This window comes from Pseudomonas fontis (assembly GCF_028656955.1).
Taxonomy (GTDB): domain Bacteria; phylum Pseudomonadota; class Gammaproteobacteria; order Pseudomonadales; family Pseudomonadaceae; genus Aquipseudomonas; species Aquipseudomonas fontis.
This window is the reverse complement of the sequence record NZ_JAMDGY010000020.1, coordinates 336,873-352,624: the sequence shown is the minus strand read 5'-3', so window position 1 is coordinate 352,624 and position 15,752 is coordinate 336,873. Positions and strand designations below refer to the sequence as shown.

General features: G+C 63.4%; 14 protein-coding genes. 8 read left to right on the top strand and 6 right to left on the bottom strand.

From position 1 onward, the window contains the following. The first annotated feature begins 216 nt into the window (after nt 1-216). Nucleotides 217-1,095, top strand: a complete 879-nt coding sequence (locus M5G11_RS08885) for a carboxylate/amino acid/amine transporter (protein ID WP_273908900.1) — start codon at nt 217-219, stop codon at nt 1,093-1,095. On the opposite strand, the gene M5G11_RS08880 is transcribed toward M5G11_RS08885, so the two are convergent. Continuing rightward, on the bottom strand, nt 1,033-2,337 hold the full coding sequence (locus M5G11_RS08880) for a mechanosensitive ion channel family protein (RefSeq protein WP_273908901.1): 1,305 nt from the start codon (nt 2,335-2,337) through the stop codon (nt 1,033-1,035). The genes M5G11_RS08885 and M5G11_RS08880 overlap by 63 nt on opposite strands. Nucleotides 2,338-2,479: 142 nt before the next feature. Between M5G11_RS08880 and M5G11_RS08875 the strand changes: the two genes are divergently transcribed. Then, nucleotides 2,480-3,811: a DEAD/DEAH box helicase gene (locus M5G11_RS08875; protein ID WP_273908902.1), complete on the top strand. Its 1,332-nt coding sequence runs from the start codon at nt 2,480-2,482 to the stop codon at nt 3,809-3,811. A gap of 161 nt (nt 3,812-3,972) precedes the next feature. On the opposite strand, the gene M5G11_RS08870 is transcribed toward M5G11_RS08875, so the two are convergent. Next, nucleotides 3,973-4,242 (bottom strand): hypothetical protein, encoded by a 270-nt coding sequence (locus M5G11_RS08870; protein ID WP_273908903.1) that lies wholly within the window; start codon nt 4,240-4,242, stop codon nt 3,973-3,975. A 126-nt stretch (nt 4,243-4,368) separates the two neighbouring features. Here M5G11_RS08870 and M5G11_RS08865 point away from each other — a divergent pair, with 126 nt between their 5' ends. The 3 genes from M5G11_RS08865 to M5G11_RS27430 all read left to right on the top strand — a co-directional run bounded on the left by M5G11_RS08865 (nt 4,369) and on the right by M5G11_RS27430 (nt 6,083). Beyond that, nucleotides 4,369-4,761, top strand: a complete 393-nt coding sequence (locus M5G11_RS08865) for a transcriptional regulator (protein WP_273908904.1) — start codon at nt 4,369-4,371, stop codon at nt 4,759-4,761. Nucleotides 4,762-4,869: 108 nt separating this feature from the next. Continuing rightward, nucleotides 4,870-5,796: a DMT family transporter gene (locus M5G11_RS08860; protein ID WP_273908905.1), complete on the top strand. Its 927-nt coding sequence runs from the start codon at nt 4,870-4,872 to the stop codon at nt 5,794-5,796. 158 nt (nt 5,797-5,954) lie between these two features. Next, complete coding sequence (locus tag M5G11_RS27430; RefSeq protein WP_337994595.1) at nt 5,955-6,083, top strand: PA1414 family protein; 129 nt, start codon at nt 5,955-5,957, stop codon at nt 6,081-6,083. A 48-nt stretch (nt 6,084-6,131) separates the two neighbouring features. Here M5G11_RS27430 and M5G11_RS08855 read toward each other — a convergent pair whose 3' ends face one another. Together M5G11_RS08855 and speB are read right to left on the bottom strand one after the other, a co-directional pair. Further along, on the bottom strand, nt 6,132-7,511 hold the full coding sequence (locus tag M5G11_RS08855) for a sodium:solute symporter family protein (RefSeq protein WP_273908906.1): 1,380 nt from the start codon (nt 7,509-7,511) through the stop codon (nt 6,132-6,134). Between the two features lie 144 nt (nt 7,512-7,655). Beyond that, on the bottom strand, nt 7,656-8,606 hold the full coding sequence (gene speB / locus M5G11_RS08850) for an agmatinase (RefSeq protein ID WP_273908907.1): 951 nt from the start codon (nt 8,604-8,606) through the stop codon (nt 7,656-7,658). A gap of 222 nt (nt 8,607-8,828) precedes the next feature. On the opposite strand from speB, the gene M5G11_RS08845 reads away from it, so the two are divergent. The 3 genes from M5G11_RS08845 to M5G11_RS08835 all read left to right on the top strand — a co-directional run bounded on the left by M5G11_RS08845 (nt 8,829) and on the right by M5G11_RS08835 (nt 12,103). Continuing rightward, nucleotides 8,829-9,722, top strand: coding sequence for a LysR family transcriptional regulator (locus tag M5G11_RS08845; RefSeq protein ID WP_273908908.1), 894 nt, complete (start codon nt 8,829-8,831; stop codon nt 9,720-9,722). A 135-nt stretch (nt 9,723-9,857) separates the two neighbouring features. Next, nucleotides 9,858-11,423, top strand: coding sequence for a methyl-accepting chemotaxis protein (locus M5G11_RS08840; protein WP_273908909.1), 1,566 nt, complete (start codon nt 9,858-9,860; stop codon nt 11,421-11,423). A gap of 80 nt (nt 11,424-11,503) precedes the next feature. Further along, a complete protein-coding gene (locus tag M5G11_RS08835) occupies nt 11,504-12,103 on the top strand; it encodes a tRNA-uridine aminocarboxypropyltransferase (RefSeq protein WP_273908910.1) in 600 nt (199 codons plus the stop codon). A gap of 114 nt (nt 12,104-12,217) precedes the next feature. On the opposite strand, the gene M5G11_RS08830 is transcribed toward M5G11_RS08835, so the two are convergent. After that, nucleotides 12,218-13,573 carry an HlyD family type I secretion periplasmic adaptor subunit gene (locus tag M5G11_RS08830; protein ID WP_273908911.1) on the bottom strand — a complete coding sequence of 452 codons (1,356 nt, stop codon included), beginning with the start codon at nt 13,571-13,573 and terminating at the stop codon, nt 12,218-12,220. Nucleotides 13,574-13,584: 11 nt separating this feature from the next. Further along, the gene (locus M5G11_RS08825; RefSeq protein ID WP_273908912.1) at nt 13,585-15,735 is read right to left on the bottom strand and encodes a type I secretion system permease/ATPase; all 2,151 of its coding nucleotides are present in this window, start codon (nt 15,733-15,735) and stop codon (nt 13,585-13,587) included. Nucleotides 15,736-15,752 lie beyond the last annotated feature (17 nt).

Below are 15,752 nucleotides of genomic sequence, written 5' to 3'. Positions count from 1 at the left end.
AGGCTGCGCTGGAGCCCGTGCGGGCTCCCAAAGGCGGCGCCTGCTATGCAGGCGAGCGCAGCCTGACGGCAGCGGCTACGTTGTCAGTGATCGGCCGCACAGCGGTCGCTAGTCATTCAGGCCAATCACAGTTTGCAAAGCCCCCCAGCCCCAGGAGAACTGGCCCCCCAACCCCCGCAATGCTACTGTCCGCGCCTGAATTTCGAGGGGGTCCCCATGGGCTATTTATTGATCGTCGCACTCATCCAGGCGTTTTCTTTCAGCTTGATTGGCGAATACCTGGCCGGTCACGTCGACAGTTACTTCGCCGTATTGGCGAGGGTCGTCCTGGCTGGCCTGGTCTTCCTGCCGCTAACCCGCTGGCGCAAGGTCGAACCGCGCTTCATGCGTTCGATGCTGATGATCGGCGCATTGCAGTTCGGCATCACCTACGTCTGCTTGTACCTGAGCTTCCGGGTCCTCAGCGTGTCGGAGGTGTTGCTGTTCACCATCCTCACCCCCTTGCACGTCACCCTGATCGAGGACGCCTTGAACCGGCGCTTCAACCCTTGGGCCCTGGTCGCCGCCCTGGTCGCGGTCGCCGGCGCCGGGGTCATCCGCTTCGACAGCATCAGCCCGGACTTCTTCATTGGTTTCCTGCTGCTGCAACTGGCCAACTTCACCTATGCCGCCGGCCAGGTCCTGTACAAGCACCTGATCGCCCGCCACCCGAGCAACGAGCCGCATTACCGGCGCTTTGGCTACTTCTACCTGGGTGCGTTGATCGTGGTCTTGCCGGCGTTCCTGCTGTTCGGCAACACCCAGCACCTGCCCAGCACCGATATGCAATGGCTGGTGCTGCTGTTCCTCGGGTTGTGCCCCACGGCGTTGGGCCTGTACTGGTGGAACAAGGGCGCCTGCCTGGTTTCCGGCGGCACCCTGGCGGTGATGAACAACCTGCATGTCCCGGTCGGGTTGCTGCTGAACCTGCTGATCTGGAACCAGCACGAACCCCTGGGCCGCCTGTTCATCGGCGGCGCAGTGATTCTCGCCTCACTGTGGCTCAGTCGCCTCGGCACCCAGCGCCCGCTGTTCACGGGCCAGGTTCGCCGGTAGCAACCCGGCGCGCAGGTCGTTGCCGCTAGGCTGCTGGTACAGGCTCAGGCCGAATTCCGGCAGCACCGCGAGCAGGTAGTCGAAGATGTCGCCCTGGATCCGCTCGTAGTCGGCCCACGCCGTGGTACGGGTGAAGCAGTAGATCTCCAGCGGCACACCCTGGGCGGTGGTTTGCATCTGGCGGACCATGCAGGTCATGTTCGGCTGGATGTCCGGGTGGCTCTTCAGGTACGCCAGCGCATAGGCCCGGAAGGTGCCGATGTTGGTCAGCCGGCGGCGGTTGGCCGACAGCTCGGCGACCGGGCCCTGGGCCTCGTTCCAACTGTGCAGCTCGTTGCGCTTGCGGGCGATGTAGTCGGTCAGCAGGCGTACCTCGGACAACCGCGACTCCTCGGCCGAAGTCAGGAAGCGCACGCCACCGGCATCGATGAACAGGCTGCGCTTGATTCGCCGCCCACCCGATTGCTGCATGCCGCGCCAGTTCTTGAACGACTCCGACATCAGGCGCCAGGTCGGGATGGAGACGATGGTCTTGTCGAAGTTCTGTACCTTCACCGTGTGCAGGGTGATATCCACCACATCGCCGTCCGCGCCCACCTGGGGCATTTCGATCCAGTCCCCCACGCGCAGCATGTCGTTGCTGGTCAACTGCACGCTGGCGACGAACGACAGCAGGGTGTCCTTGTAGACCAACAGGATCACCGCCGACATCGCACCCAGGCCCGACAACAGCAACAGCGGTGAGCGGTCGATCAGGGTGGCGACGATGATGATCGCGCCAAACACGAACAACACCATCTTGGCCAACTGCACGTAGCCCTTGATCGAGCGGGTGCGGGCGTGTTCGGTACGCGCGTAGATGTCCAGCAGGGCATCGAGCAGGGCGCTGATCGCCAGCACCAGGAACAGGATGGTGAAGGCCAGCGCCACGTTGCCAAGGAAGTGCTGGCTGTTGGTGTTCAGTTCAGGCACCAGCTTGAGGCCGAACTGCACCACCAGCGACGGGGTCATTTGCGCCAGGCGGTGAAATACCTTGTTCTGCAGCAGGTCATTGAGCCAGTGCAGTGCCGGCTGTCGGCCCAGCAGCTTGATCGCGTGGAGGATCAGAAAACGCGCCACGCGCCCGAGCACCAGGGCGATGACCAGCAGCAAGGTCAGGCCGATGCCGGCGTGCAGCACCGGGTGCTCATCGAGTGTGCCCCACAGGTCGAGGGTGTTTTGCCAGAATTGTTGAATAGCCATGCCGTACAAAAATCGTCCGTATAGGTGAAAGTAGAGCAATTAGAGCGCGGATCGAGCATTCAGTGCCAAAAGAAATTCGGCGTGGGCGCCGGAAAACGTTACCCTATGTGGCTGAATTTCTGCTCATGCCCGAGGTACACCCGTGTTTTCCCAATTCGCCCTGCACGAACGTCTGCTTAAAGCCGTAGCTGCTCTGAACTTTTCCGAGCCTACTCCTGTGCAGGCGGCCGCCATTCCCCTGGCCTTGCAAGGGCGTGACCTGCGGGTAACGGCGAAAACCGGTAGCGGCAAGACCGCCGCCTTCATGCTGCCGGTGCTCAACCGCCTGGTCGACCTGAAGCAGAAGCGCGTCGAGATCCGTGCCCTGGTGCTGCTGCCAACCCGTGAGCTGGCCCAGCAGACCCTCAAGGAAATCGAGCGTTTTGCCCAGTTCACCTTCATCAAGTCGGGCATGATCACCGGCGGTGAAGACTTCAAGGAACAGGCCGCCATGCTGCGCAAGGTGCCGGACATCCTGGTCGGTACCCCGGGCCGTATGCTCGAGCAACTGAACGCCGGCAACCTGAAGCTTGAGCACGTTGAAGTGATCGTCCTCGACGAAGCCGACCGCATGCTCGACATGGGCTTCTCCGAAGACGTTGAACGCCTGTGTGGCGAGTGCCCGAACCGCCAGCAGACCCTGCTGTTCTCCGCCACCACCGGCGGTGCCGGCCTGCGCGACATGATCAACAAGGTGATGAACGACCCTGAGCACCTGATGCTCAACTCGGTCAGCCAGCTCAACGAAGGCACCCGTCAGCAGATCATCACTGCCGACCACAACCAGCACAAAGAGCAGATCATCCAGTGGCTGCTGGCCAACGAGACGTACCAGAAGGCAATCATCTTCACCAACACCCGGGTCATGGCCGACCGTATCTACGGTCACCTGGTGGCCAAGGACGTGAAGGCCTTCGTTCTGCACGGTGACAAGGACCAGAAAGACCGCAAGCTGGCCATCGAGCGCCTGAAGCAGGGCGGTGCCAAGGTGCTGGTCGCTACCGATGTCGCGGCCCGTGGCCTGGACGTTGACGGCCTGGACCTGGTGATCAACTTCGACATGCCGCGCAGTGGCGACGAATACGTGCACCGTATCGGCCGTACTGGTCGTGCTGGTAACGAAGGCCTGGCGGTGTCGTTGATCTGCCACGGCGACTGGAACCTGATGTCGAGCATCGAGCGCTACCTGAAGCAGACCTTCGAGCGTCGCACCATCAAGGAAGTCAAAGGCACCTACACCGGGCCGAAGAAGGTCAAGGCCTCGGGCAAGGCGGCTGGCGTCAAGAAGAAAAAGACCACCGACAAGAAGGGTGACAAGAAGGCCGTGGCCAAGCGCAAGCCGACCGCCAAGCCGAAGCCGAACGCGCCGCAACTGACCAGCGCTGACGGCATGGCACCGCTGAAGAAGCGCAAGCCGGCACCGGCTGCCGAGTAAGCGCTGAACTTGTGGGAGCCTGTGGGAGCCGGCCTTGCCGGCGATCGGGCGCGAAGCGGCCGTAGCTTTGACCGGCCTCATCGCCGGCAAGGCCGGCTCCCACAGTATTTGTTCCTCACCTCATTTGTTCCTCAGGTTTTGCAGCCACCCGGTTGCTCAGCTCAGACTTTCTTCTCCGCAGCCCGCAATTCCTCCATCCGCTTGTCGATCAGCTGACATTTGTCCGGCAGGTCCTTGCTGGCGCTCTCCAGCTTCATCCCGCGCAACTCATCGTTGATCTCCTTGGCCTTCTGCGGGTTCTGTTCAGTCAGCCTGCTGACTTCCTTGGCCAATGCCTCGCGTTTTTCCGTGGCTTCCTCCAGCGTGCATGCCCAACTGGGCAGTGAGCACAGCAGCGCCGCGACAGTGGTGATCTTCAGTAGCGTCTTCATGGTCAGGCCTCGCGTTCCGTTAGGGCACGTTGCTCGGTTGAGCGATGCCCCGCCTGGAAAGTTCAGTCGAACCCCTGCCAGCCGCGCCGGTCACAGCCTTACACCCCCCCGAGTGAGGTTGAGCCGATGAGCACCTATGACTGGGACCTGATCGAACGCCTGCTGCATGAAGTGCAGAACGGCGCCGGGCATAGTTTCACCCCGCGCCCCTACGCCGAACAACACGCCGCCCAGCTGGCGGCCGAGGGTAATCCGGTACCCGAACTGGACCACCTGAAAACCCGCGCCTGCGAATACGAAAAGCTGCTCTACGATCGCGGCTTCATCGCCAGCCGGCCGGAAGACGAGGGCGGCAATGGCGAGAACTTCGTGCTCACCGAGCGCGGCTCGCGCCTGCTCAGCCTGATCGACAGCAGCATCCCGGGCAACGACCACCCGCGCCAGGTGCTCGACGAGCAGGCGGATGCGCTTGATCCAGACACCTTCGATGAGCTGGCCTCGAAAGCCCAGATCGCCTGAAGCCGCGATGCCGTGCTGGTAATCAGCGGTCCGCCATGACGATAATCGGCGTTGGATCCACACTCGCCGAGCGTTCGTCATGCCATTGTCAGAAGAAGGGTGCCTTGCATGAGCGCACCTCGCCAGAATACCGATGCCTTTGCCCTGCAAGTGATGCTGGGGCTGTGCCTGATCTGGGGTATCCAGCAGGTGATGATCAAATGGGCCGCCGCCGACATCGCCCCGGTGATGCAGGCGGCCACTCGCTCCGGCATCGCCGCCGTGCTGGTCGGCCTGCTGATCTGCTGGCGGGGTGGCTGGGAGCACGTGGGGCCCACCTGGCGCGCAGGGTTGCTGGCCGGCAGCCTGTTCGGCATCGAGTTCTTCTTTATCGCCGAAGGCCTGCAACTGACCTCGGCGGCGCACATGTCGGTGTTCCTTTATACCGCGCCGGTGTTCACCGCGTTGGGCCTGCACTGGATGCTGCCCAGCGAGCGCCTGCGCCCTCTGCAATGGCTGGGCATCCTGCTGGCCTTTGGCGGCATCGCGGTGGCCTTCTTTGGTGGCGTGTCGCTCGAGGACATGGACAGCCGCATGCTGCTGGGCGATGCCTTCGGCGTGCTGGCAGGCGCGGCTTGGGGGGCAACCACGGTCGCGGTGCGTGCCTCGCGCCTGTCCGAGGCACCAGCGACCCTGACGTTGTTCTACCAACTGCTGGTCGGTTTTGTCGGGTTGCTGTTGATCGCCGGCTTCAGCGGCCAGATCAGCCACGTGACGTTGACCCCGGTGGCGGTGGGCAGCGTGCTGTTCCAGTCGTTGGTGGTGTCGTTCTTCAGCTACCTGACCTGGTTCTGGCTGCTGCGCCGCTACCTGGCCTCGAACCTGGCGGTGTTCTCGTTCATCACGCCGCTGTTCGGGGTGACCTTCGGCGTGCTGCTGCTCGATGAGCCACTGAGCGCGAATTTCATCCTGGGCGCGGTCTGCGTGTTGTGCGGGGTGACCCTGGTCAGTGCCGAGCAATGGCTGCGCAGGCGCTTGCGCGCACTGTTGGGCTAGGAGAGGGGAGGCGCACCGTTCGTCGAGTCGGCGCCGAGGGCCTGACCGAGATCAATTCTGAATGTTTTTACACGAGCACGTTGTAGGACATCGGGCTATGATCACTGTGAAGCGTCGCAGCAAACTACGCCGCGCAGTTAGACCCGTAAGGGGGAGTTATGAGAAACGTTTTGTTCAACTGGCTCCACGACCTTGCAGTCGCCCTGGGCCTCATCCCGCCGCCGCTGCAACCGGTCCCGATCCCTACCGACGAGGAACAGCACAAACGCCAGCCTCGCCGGCGCTAACGCTGAACACAGGCCGACGCATCGTTGCAATGCGTCGGCCTGTTTGTTTTACGCCAGGTTTACCGCGTTCACCGAACGACGGGAGACCAGGCTGACCACCACGAAACTCACCAGGGCAATCGCCAGGCTGTAGTAGATCGGGGTGCTCGCGTCCATGCCATCCTTGATCATGAACACCAGCGCGGTGGTGAAGCCCAGCGCCATGCTGATGATCGCGGCCGGGGTGGTGGCGCGCTTCCAGTAGATCGCACCGATCAACGGTACCAGCATGCCACCGACCAGCAGGTTGTAGGCCAGGGTCAGGGCGCTGATCACATCTTCCACCATCAGGGCGATGCCCAGTACCACGATGCCGGTCAGCAGGGTGAACAGGCGGTTGATGTTCAGGCTCGACTGTTTGCCGCCACGCAGCTTGGGCAGCAGGTCTTCGGTGAGTACGGTGGACGCAGCCAGCAGGCCGGCACTGGCGGTAGACATCATCGCGGCCAATGCAGCAGCAATCACCAGGCCACGGATACCATCGGGCAGCGCCGATTTGACGATCGCGGCGAAGGCGTTGTTGGCGTTGCCCAGGTCGGGCAGCAGCACGTGGGCGGTCATGCCGATCACCGCGCAGACCAGGCCGTAGATCACGCAGTAGATACCTGCGGTGGTACCGGCGTACTTGGCGACCTTCTCGTCACGGGCAGTGAACACCCGCTGCCAGATATCCTGGCCGATCAGGATGCCGAAGAAGTAGATCAGGAAGTAGGTGATGATGGTGTCCCAACCGATGGTGGTCAGGCTGAAGCTGGAGGCCGGCAACTTGGCCACCAGTTCGTCCCAGCCGCCCACGCGGTACAGGCAGATCGGCAGCAGCACGAACATCAGGCCGACGGTCTTGATCACGAACTGGACGATGTCGGTCAGGGTCAGCGACCACATGCCGCCGATGGTCGAGTAGACCACCACCACGCCACCGCCAAGCAGCACGGCGGTCCAGAACGGCAGTTCGAACAGCACTTGCAGCACGGTGCCGATGGCCAGGGTCGAAGTCACGGCGATCATCAGTGCGTACGCCAGCATGATCACGGCGCTGGCCTGACGGGCCATGGGGTTGTAGCGCTGCTCCAGCACCTGGGTCACGGTGAAGATGCGCAGGCGCAGCAGCGGCTTGGCGAGGAACAGGTTCAGGGCAATGATGCCCAGGCCCAGTGCCGCACACAGCCAGAAGCCGGAGATGCCGTGGACATAGCCCAGTTTGACGGTACCCACGGTGGAGGCGCCGCCCAGCACGGTCGCGGCCATGGTGCCCATGTACAGGGTCGGGCCGAGGTTGCGCCCGGCTACCAGGTAGTCTTCATGGGTTTTTGCCCGGCGCATGCCGTAATAGCCAAGCATGAGCATGCCGGCCGCATAGATCAGAACAACGAATAAGTCCAAGGCCATGGGGTGTCTCCGATTATCTTTATTATGGTGAGATCGACCCCGCGGGCAGCCGGGCTGCCGCGGGTCATTCTGCAACACGGGGCACCGTCTACGCGGTGCCGCCGTCATGGCTCCTGCCGGGGGTGAAGCTCCTCGCCGAAGGCCTTAGCGGTGTGCTACGCCGGGCAGGACACAAAGCATTTCGTACAGCAGGTTGGCACCCAGCAGCGAGGTGTTGCCGGTGGTGTCGTAGGGTGGCGAGACTTCCACCAGGTCGCAGCCGATCAGGTCCAGGCCCTGGCAACCACGGATGATCTCCATGCCCTGCATGGTGGTCAGGCCGCCGATTTCCGGGGTGCCGGTGCCTGGGGCCCAGGCCGGGTCGATGCCGTCGATGTCGAAGCTCAGGTACACCGGGCCGCCACCGACTTTTTCGCGTACTTCAGCCATCAGCGGGGCCAGCGACTTGTACCAGCACTCTTCGGCCTGGACGACGCGGAAGCCCTGCTTGCGGCTCCAATTGAAGTCTTCGGCGGTGTAGCCCTGGGCACGCAGGCCGATCTGCACGACACGGTCGCAGTCCAGCAGGCCTTCTTCCACGGCGCGGCGGAAGGTGGTGCCGTGGGCGATTTTCTCACCAAACATATGATCGTTGACGTCGGCGTGGGCGTCGATATGCACCAGGCCGATCTTGCCGTGCTTTTTGTGCAGGGCACGCAGGATCGGCAGGGTGATGGTGTGGTCACCACCCATGGTCATCGGGATGACGTTGTGTTCGAGGATCTCGTCATACGCCTCTTCGATGATGCGCACGGCGTCGAGCAGGTTGAAGGTGTTGATTGCCACGTCGCCGATGTCGGCAACCGACAGCGAGTCGAAGGGGGCAGCGCCGGTGGCCATGTTGTACGGGCGGATCATCACCGACTCGGCACGGATCTGCCGTGGGCCGAAGCGGGTACCCGAACGCAGCGAGGTGCCGATGTCCAGGGGGATGCCGATGAACGCGGCATCAAGCCCTTCGGCGCTTTGCAGGTGGGGCAGGCGCAGCATGGTGGCGATACCGCCGAAACGCGGCATTTCGTTGCCGCCCAGTGGTTGGTGAAGAATCTTGTCCACGGTCGGGCCTCATCACTCGATTGTTCTAGTTGTTGGAATCTGTTCCGGGTGTGGGCTTTACGCCGAAAACCACCGTGGAACAGTTGCATTGCGGCAGAGTCTGCAAAAGGTAGTGGGGAAGAAGAATCGCTACAGGCAAATACTTAGTTCAGGTTTTTCTAAACTATCCATTGGGATCTGGTTAGACTGCCAGCCTCCGTGATCTTTCTGGACGCCCCTGCCATGGCCTCAGCCCTGCCTGACCTGAAACTGCTGCGCATCTTCGTCAGCGTGGTGCGGCACCAGGGGTTTGCCAACGCCCAGCGGGAGCTGAACCTGTCGACCTCGGCGATCAGCACCTACATGAGCCAGCTTGAGGCGGCCTTGGGCATCGTGCTGTGCCACCGTGGACGGGGTGGTTTCAGCCTGACCAGCAAGGGCGAATTGTTCCATCAGGAAACCCTGCGCCTGCTGGCTGAGATGGACGGTTTCGAGCAGTACGCGGCGGCGCTCAAGGGCGAGCTGCGCGGCACCTTGAACCTGGGGGTGATCGACTCCACCGTGGGCGACCGCGCCTTGCCGCTGGCCGAGGCGATTGGTGCCTACAGCCAGGAACACCCGGCGGTGCACCTGCACCTGTCGGTTTCCAGCCCCTACGAATTGCAGCTGGGTGTGCAGGACAATCGCCTGGACCTGGCCATCGGCGCGTTTTCCACGCGCATGAGTGGCCTGGTCTACCAGCCGCTGTACCGCGAGCAGCACTGGCTGTACTGCTCCAACCGCCACCCGCTGTACAACGAGCGGCGCATTCCCGAGCAGGTCATCACCCAGCAGCGCATGGTCGGGCGGGGTTACTGGAGCCAGGCGGAGCTGGCCCGGCATGGCTTCAAGCACAGTGCGGCGACCGTGGAAAGCATGGAGGCGCAACTGATCCTGGTGCTCTCGGGGGCCTACATCGGCTATTTGCCGGAGCACTATGCTCAGGCCTGGGCCGACAAGGGCGACTTGCGGGTGCTATCGCCGGCGACCTTCGGCTATCAGGCGCCGTTCTCGATGATCACGCGTCGGGGGCGCAGCCGCGAACCCTTGATCCAGACCTTCCGTGACCTGCTCAAGGCACAGCTCATGCCAGCGTGAGCGCAAACGCCGTAAAAAAATGCTCAAAATTTGCGCGATTCTCTGATGAAATCGGCCGCACCCCCGTAAATGCTCTGCTAAACCTGTTCTTGCTTTGATGAAATTTTCCATCATCTAACAAGCAGGGATCGCCCGATGCGCATGAATTTGCCCGTCACCGAGCACGAAAGAACCTTTCCCAGTGAACAGCGGCTGATTTCCACCACCGACCTCAATAGCCGCATCACCTACTGCAACGAAGCCTTTGTCGCCATCAGCGGGTTTACCTTCGATGAACTCGTCGGCCAAACGCACAATCTGGTACGCCACCCCGACATGCCGCCGTCCGTATTCGGGCATATGTGGGAGACCATCAAGCAGGGAAAGCCGTGGATGGGGGTGGTGAAGAACCGCGCGAAAAACGGTGATTTCTACTGGGTCAGCGCCTATGTCACGGCCGTCTACGAGGATGGGCGCATCAGTGGCTACGAGTCGGTGCGCTCGGTGCCCACCCTCGAGCAGATCCGCCGCGCCACGGCACTGTACGCGCGCTTGCGCGCCGGGCGCTCACCCACCCCCTGGGCGGCCCGTATTGGCGATGTCCTGGAGCATGGCTGGCCGTTGCTGGCGGCGGGTACGTTGTCGGTTGCCAGCTACCTGTGGTTGCCGCAATACGCGGCGCTCGGAGTGCTGATGGCCAGCCTGTTGAGTGCCTGGTACCTGATGGAGAACCGCCAGAGCCGGGTTATCCGGCGCACCCTGGCCGAACACCCGAAAGCCTTTACCAGCCCGCTGGTGGCGCTCACCTACAGCGACAACCTGGGCCCGCAGGGGCAACTGGACCTGGCGATCATCAGTGAGGAGGCGCGCTTGCAGACGGCACTGACGCGCTTGGTGGATGCCGGGGTCGGGGTCAAGGCGCGGGCGGCAAAGTCTTCCGACCTGTCGGGGGCCCAGGCGCAGATGCTCGACCGCCAGCGCAGCGAGACCGATCAGTCGGCCACGGCGATTGCGCAGATGGCCGCGACCATCCAGGAGGTGACCCACAACGTGCAGAACACCGCGCATGCCGCCTCCGATGCCGACCAGTTGGCCCAGCAGGGCAGCAACCTGGCGCAGCAGAGCCTGCAGGCCATGGGCAGCATGGCCGAGGCGGTCAACGACATTGGCCAGGCGGTGCATGCACTGGCGGACCAGACCCAGTCGATTGGCAGCGTGGTGGATGTGATCACCTCGATTGCCGAGCAGACCAACCTGCTGGCGCTCAACGCGGCCATCGAGGCGGCGCGGGCCGGGGAGCAGGGGCGCGGGTTTGCCGTGGTAGCCGATGAGGTGCGTTCGCTGGCGCAGCGTACGCGGGCTTCGACCGAGGAGATCCATCACATCATTGCGTCGTTGCGTGCCGGCGCGGAGCGGGCAGTGAGTACCGCGACCAAGGGCGAGCAGATCTCTCGTGACAGCGTGCAGAGTGTCGAGGCGGTGCAGTCGGCGCTGGTCGGCATCAGCGAGGCGGTGAGCCGCATCACCGGCATGAGCCAGCAGATGGCCACGGCGTCCGAACAGCAGAGCCATGTGGCCGAAGACATCAACCAGCAGATCACCCGCATTGCGCAGTTGTGCGATCACTCGGCGGGCCAGGCCAAAGAAGGCGCCGAGATCAGCCAGGACCTGGAACGCATGGCCGAGTACCTGCATAGCCTGGCTGAACGTTTCAACCGTTAAGGTTTTTCGTCTCGCCCACAGGGAGGTGGGTCTTTTTTCGGGGACTGCTGTGGCACACTTTGCCCGCTCAGGAGAACCCGATGTCCAGAATTCAGTGCGAGCGCTGCTTGCGCCCACAAACCCATTGTCTTTGCCCGCTGATACCTTCCCTCGATAGCCGTACGCGCGTGGTGCTGTTGCAGCATCCGAGCGAGGTAGGCCACGCCTTGAATACCGCAAAACTGGCGGCGCTGGGGCTGCGCAATGCCGAGTTGCGGGTGGGCGAGGTGTTCGAGGATTTGCCGGCGCTGATTGCCACGCCGGGGTACCGGGTGGCGTTGCTGTTCCCCGGCGAAGACGCGCAGGTGTTGCAGGCGTATTCGGCCCAGGCGCAAGCGTTGCCGTGGTTGCTGGTGGTGCCGGATGGCACCTGGCGCAAGGCCCGCAAGTTGTTGCATGTGAACCCGCTGTTGGCGGCGTTGCCGCGGGTGACCCTGAGCGAGGTGCTGCCCTCGCGGTATCGGCTGCGCAAGGCGCCGGGGGAGGGGGCCTTGTCGACGCTGGAAGCGGTGGTGCAGGCGTTGAACGTGCTGGAGGCGCCGGTGCTGTTTGATGAACTGCTCAAGCCGTTCGAGGCACTGATCGAGGGGCAGATCGCGGCGATGGGGCGTGAGGTGTTTGAGCGCAATCATCTGCGCTGATGCTATCGCGGGACGAGCCCGCTCCCACAGGTTTCCCACAGGTATTGGTGACTGTGCAATACCTGTGGGAGCGGGCTCGTCCCGCGATGGACTGCACAGCAGCCCCCAAAAAAACTAGCGCTCGCGCATCGCCTCGGTCCGCGCCTTGAGCACCGGCTTGAGCAGATAATCCAGCACGCTCTTCTGCCCGGTAATGATATCCACCGTCGCCGTCATCCCCGGAATGATCAGCAGCGGCTTGTTGTCCCCGCCCACGTGATTCTTGTCGGTGCGCACCTGGATCAGATAGAACGCATTGCCTTTGTCATCGGTCACTGTGTCCGCCCCGATCAGTTCCAGCTTGGCCTTCAGCCCGCCGTAAATCGTGTAGTCATACGCGCTGAACTTGACCATCGCAGCCTGCCCCGGGTGCAGGAACGCCACATCCTGCGGGCGCACCTTGGCTTCGATCAGCAGGTTGTCCTCCAGCGGTACGATCTCCACCAGGTCACTGCCCGGCTGCACCACCCCACCAATGGTATTGACCTTCAGCATCTTGATGATCCCGTGCACCGGCGACACCACCGTGGTCCGCGTCACCCGGTCATCGATGGCAATGCTGCTGGCGGTGATCTTCGACAGGTCCGTGCGTTTCTCGTTGAGTTCCTTGGCCGCCTCCGAGCGAAAGCCTGCCTCGGACTCCTCGATCTTGCTCCTGATCTCCGCCACTGCCGCTTCCGCCCGGGGGATAGCCAGTGCCGTGGCGTTCATCGAACCGCGCGCCTCCACGGCGCTACGCTTGAGCCGCAAGATCTCCACCGGTGAAATCGCCCCGGTGCCCACCAGCGGCGTCGACATGTTCAGTTCCTGTTGCAGCAGGGCCAGCCCGGAACGGTACTGATCGAGCTTGGAGCGAAACTCCGCCAACTCCTGGGTCTTCTGCCGCAGTTGCTCGTTCAGGGTCTGTTTCTCGCTGTTCAGCCGGCGTTGGCGCGACTGGTACAGCGACATCTCGTCTTCGGCCACTTGCGGCGCCTTGGCCCGCACCTCATCGGACACCTGGAACGGCTTGCCGTCAGCTTCCGCCGACAGCCGCTCGACCTGCGCCGTCAGCGCATAGCGGTCGGCCTCGCTCTCGCCCTTGTTCGACAGAAAACGCGTGTCGTCCAGGCGCAGCAAGGTGTCGCCCTTGTTCACCATCTGCCCTTCACGCACGAATATCTCGGTAACGATGCCGCCCTCAAGGTTCTGGATCACCTGCACCTTGCTCGACGGGATGGCCTTGCCTTCGCCCATGGTGACTTCATCAAGCACCGCGAACTTGGCCCAAAGCAGGGCCACCAGCAACAGCGCGGCAGCCACCCAGACCGTCACCCGCGACAGCCTTGGCGAGTCCTGCAGCGTTGCGCTGGCAAGGTCGGGCATGTAGTCGCGTTCGGCGGTCTTGCCGAAACTCTGGAAATAACTGCGTAGCGCTGAACTGGCGGACATGTTGCACCCCCTCACATCGCCGAGCCGACACGGCCCTTGCGCAGTGCATCGATAACCGCATCCTTCGGCCCGTCGGCCACCAACTTGCCGTTGTCCAGCACCAGCAACCGGTCGACCAGGCTGAGCATAGAGGTGCGGTGGGTGACCAGCAGCAAGGTCTTGCCCTCGACCCAGATGTGCAGGCGCTGGCGCAGCAGGTCTTCGCTGCTGTTGTCCATGTGGCTGGTCGGCTCGTCGAGCACCATGATCGGTGGGTCAAGGAGCATCGAGCGGGCCAGCAGCACCGCCTGGCGCTGCCCGCCGGAGAGCAACTGGCCGCGCTCGCCCACCGGCCGGTCGAAGCCGTGCGGGTGCTGGCGGGCCAGCTCGCTGACGCCGGTCAGCTCCGCCACTTCCAGCATCCGCGCATCGCTGACGTAGCGGGCGCCCAGGGTGAGGTTGTCGCGCAGGCTGCCGGCCAGCAATGGCAGGTCGTGGGCCACGTAGCCGATCTGCTGGCGCAGGTCGGTGATATCCAGTTGGCGCAGGTCGAGGTTGTCCAGCAGGATCTGCCCCTCGTCCGGCTCGTAGAAGCCCATCACCAGCCGCGCCAGGGTGCTCTTGCCCGAGCCGCTGCGGCCGATGATGCCGATCCGTTCGCCCGGTTTTACCGTGAAGCTCAGGTTGTTCAACGCCGGGCCGTTCTGGCCCTGGTAGCGGAAGGTCACCCGGCTGACCTCCATGCCGCCCTTGAGCTGGGTGTGGTCCAGCGGTTGCTGGTTGACCTGGCGCTCCTGCGGCAAACTCATCAACGCATCGGTGCTGCGCATGGTCAACTGCGCCTGCTGGTAGCGGGTAATCAACCCGGCAATCTGCCCCAGCGGTGCCAGCACCCGGCTGCCGAGCATGTAGCTGGCGACCAGGGCACCCACGCTGAGGTTGCCGGCGATGATGCTGTAGACCCCGGCAACGATGGTCGCCATGCCGCAGAACTGCTGGATGAACAGCGTGCCGTTGGTGGCCAGCGCCGACAGGTTGCGCGCGTGCACATCGAGGCGGGTGAGGGCGCCGTGGGTGCTTTCCCACTGGTACTGGCGCTCGCTTTCGGCGCTGCAGGCCTTGAGCGTTTCCAGGCCGCCGAGGGTTTCCACCAGCAAGGCCTGGCGCACGGCGCCGAGGGTCAGGCTCTTCTGCACGGTGTCGCGCAGGCGTGCCTGGATCAGCATGGCAAAGCCGATGGTCACCGGGAAGGCGATCAGCGGGATCAGCACCAGCCAGCCGCCGAGCAAGCCGATCACCACCAGCATCAGCACCACGAAGGGCAGGTCGATCACGCTGGTCAGGGTGACGGCGGTCAGGAACTCGCGCAGGCCCTGGAAGTCATGGATGCTCTGGGCAAAGCCGCCGACCGTGGCCGGGCGGGCCTTCATCGACATGCCGGTGATTTTTTCGAACAAGGTGGCAGAGAGGATCAAGTCGGTCTTCTTCCCGGCCTGATCAAGCAGATGGGCGCGCACCACGCGCAAGGTCAGCTCGAACATGGTGCCGATGAACAAGCCGATCGCCAGCACCCAGAGCGTCGAGATGGCCTGGTTGGGCACCACGCGGTCGTAGGTCTGCATGACGAACAGCGGCACCATCAGCCCGAGCAGGTTGATCAGCAGGCTGGCGAGAATCGCATCGCTGTACAGCCAGCGCGACAGCTTGAGGGTATCGCGAAACCAGGCGTCGACCCTGGGCATCAAGGGGCTGCGCAGGTCTTCGAGTTCATGCCGTGGCCGGGCGAACAGGGCCTGGCCGCTGTAGGCCTGGGTCAGCTCTTCACGGCTGACCCATTGCTCACCGCCTTCGGCTTCACAGGGCAGGATCAGCGCGCGGTCGTCCTGCCAGCGTTGCAGCACGGCGCAGCGGCCATCCTGCAGCAGCAACAGCACCGGCAGGTTCAACGCCGAAATCGCGCTCAACTCGCGGCGCAGCACCCGCGCCTGTAGCCCCGCGCGGGCGGCGGCGCGTGGCAGCAGCTCAAGGTCCAGGCGCTGCTGGGGTAGGGGCAGGCCAGCGCAGAGGCTGGCCCGACTGACCGTACAACCGTGCAACTTGCAGAGAATCAACAGCCCATCGAGTAACGGATCATCGAAACTCTGGCGAGGATCCGCCGAGCTCGCCGGTTGCATGCTGGTCATGGCCTACTCCTTGGGCG

Bases quoted from the DNA above. Each gene is read 5' to 3' on its own strand.
- M5G11_RS08885 (WP_273908900.1), top strand. From the start codon at position 217: ATGGGCTATTTATTGATCGTCGCACTCATCCAGGCGTTTTCTTTCAGC.
- M5G11_RS08880 (WP_273908901.1), bottom strand. From the start codon at position 2,337: ATGGCTATTCAACAATTCTGGCAAAACACCCTCGACCTGTGGGGCACA.
- M5G11_RS08870 (WP_273908903.1), bottom strand. From the start codon at position 4,242: ATGAAGACGCTACTGAAGATCACCACTGTCGCGGCGCTGCTGTGCTCA.
- M5G11_RS08865 (WP_273908904.1), top strand. From the start codon at position 4,369: ATGAGCACCTATGACTGGGACCTGATCGAACGCCTGCTGCATGAAGTG.
- M5G11_RS08860 (WP_273908905.1), top strand. From the start codon at position 4,870: ATGAGCGCACCTCGCCAGAATACCGATGCCTTTGCCCTGCAAGTGATG.
- M5G11_RS27430 (WP_337994595.1), top strand. From the start codon at position 5,955: ATGAGAAACGTTTTGTTCAACTGGCTCCACGACCTTGCAGTCGCCCTG.
- M5G11_RS08855 (WP_273908906.1), bottom strand. From the start codon at position 7,511: ATGGCCTTGGACTTATTCGTTGTTCTGATCTATGCGGCCGGCATGCTC.
- M5G11_RS08845 (WP_273908908.1), top strand. From the start codon at position 8,829: ATGGCCTCAGCCCTGCCTGACCTGAAACTGCTGCGCATCTTCGTCAGC.
- M5G11_RS08840 (WP_273908909.1), top strand. From the start codon at position 9,858: ATGCGCATGAATTTGCCCGTCACCGAGCACGAAAGAACCTTTCCCAGT.
- M5G11_RS08835 (WP_273908910.1), top strand. From the start codon at position 11,504: ATGTCCAGAATTCAGTGCGAGCGCTGCTTGCGCCCACAAACCCATTGT.
- M5G11_RS08830 (WP_273908911.1), bottom strand. From the start codon at position 13,573: ATGTCCGCCAGTTCAGCGCTACGCAGTTATTTCCAGAGTTTCGGCAAG.
- M5G11_RS08825 (WP_273908912.1), bottom strand. From the start codon at position 15,735: ATGACCAGCATGCAACCGGCGAGCTCGGCGGATCCTCGCCAGAGTTTC.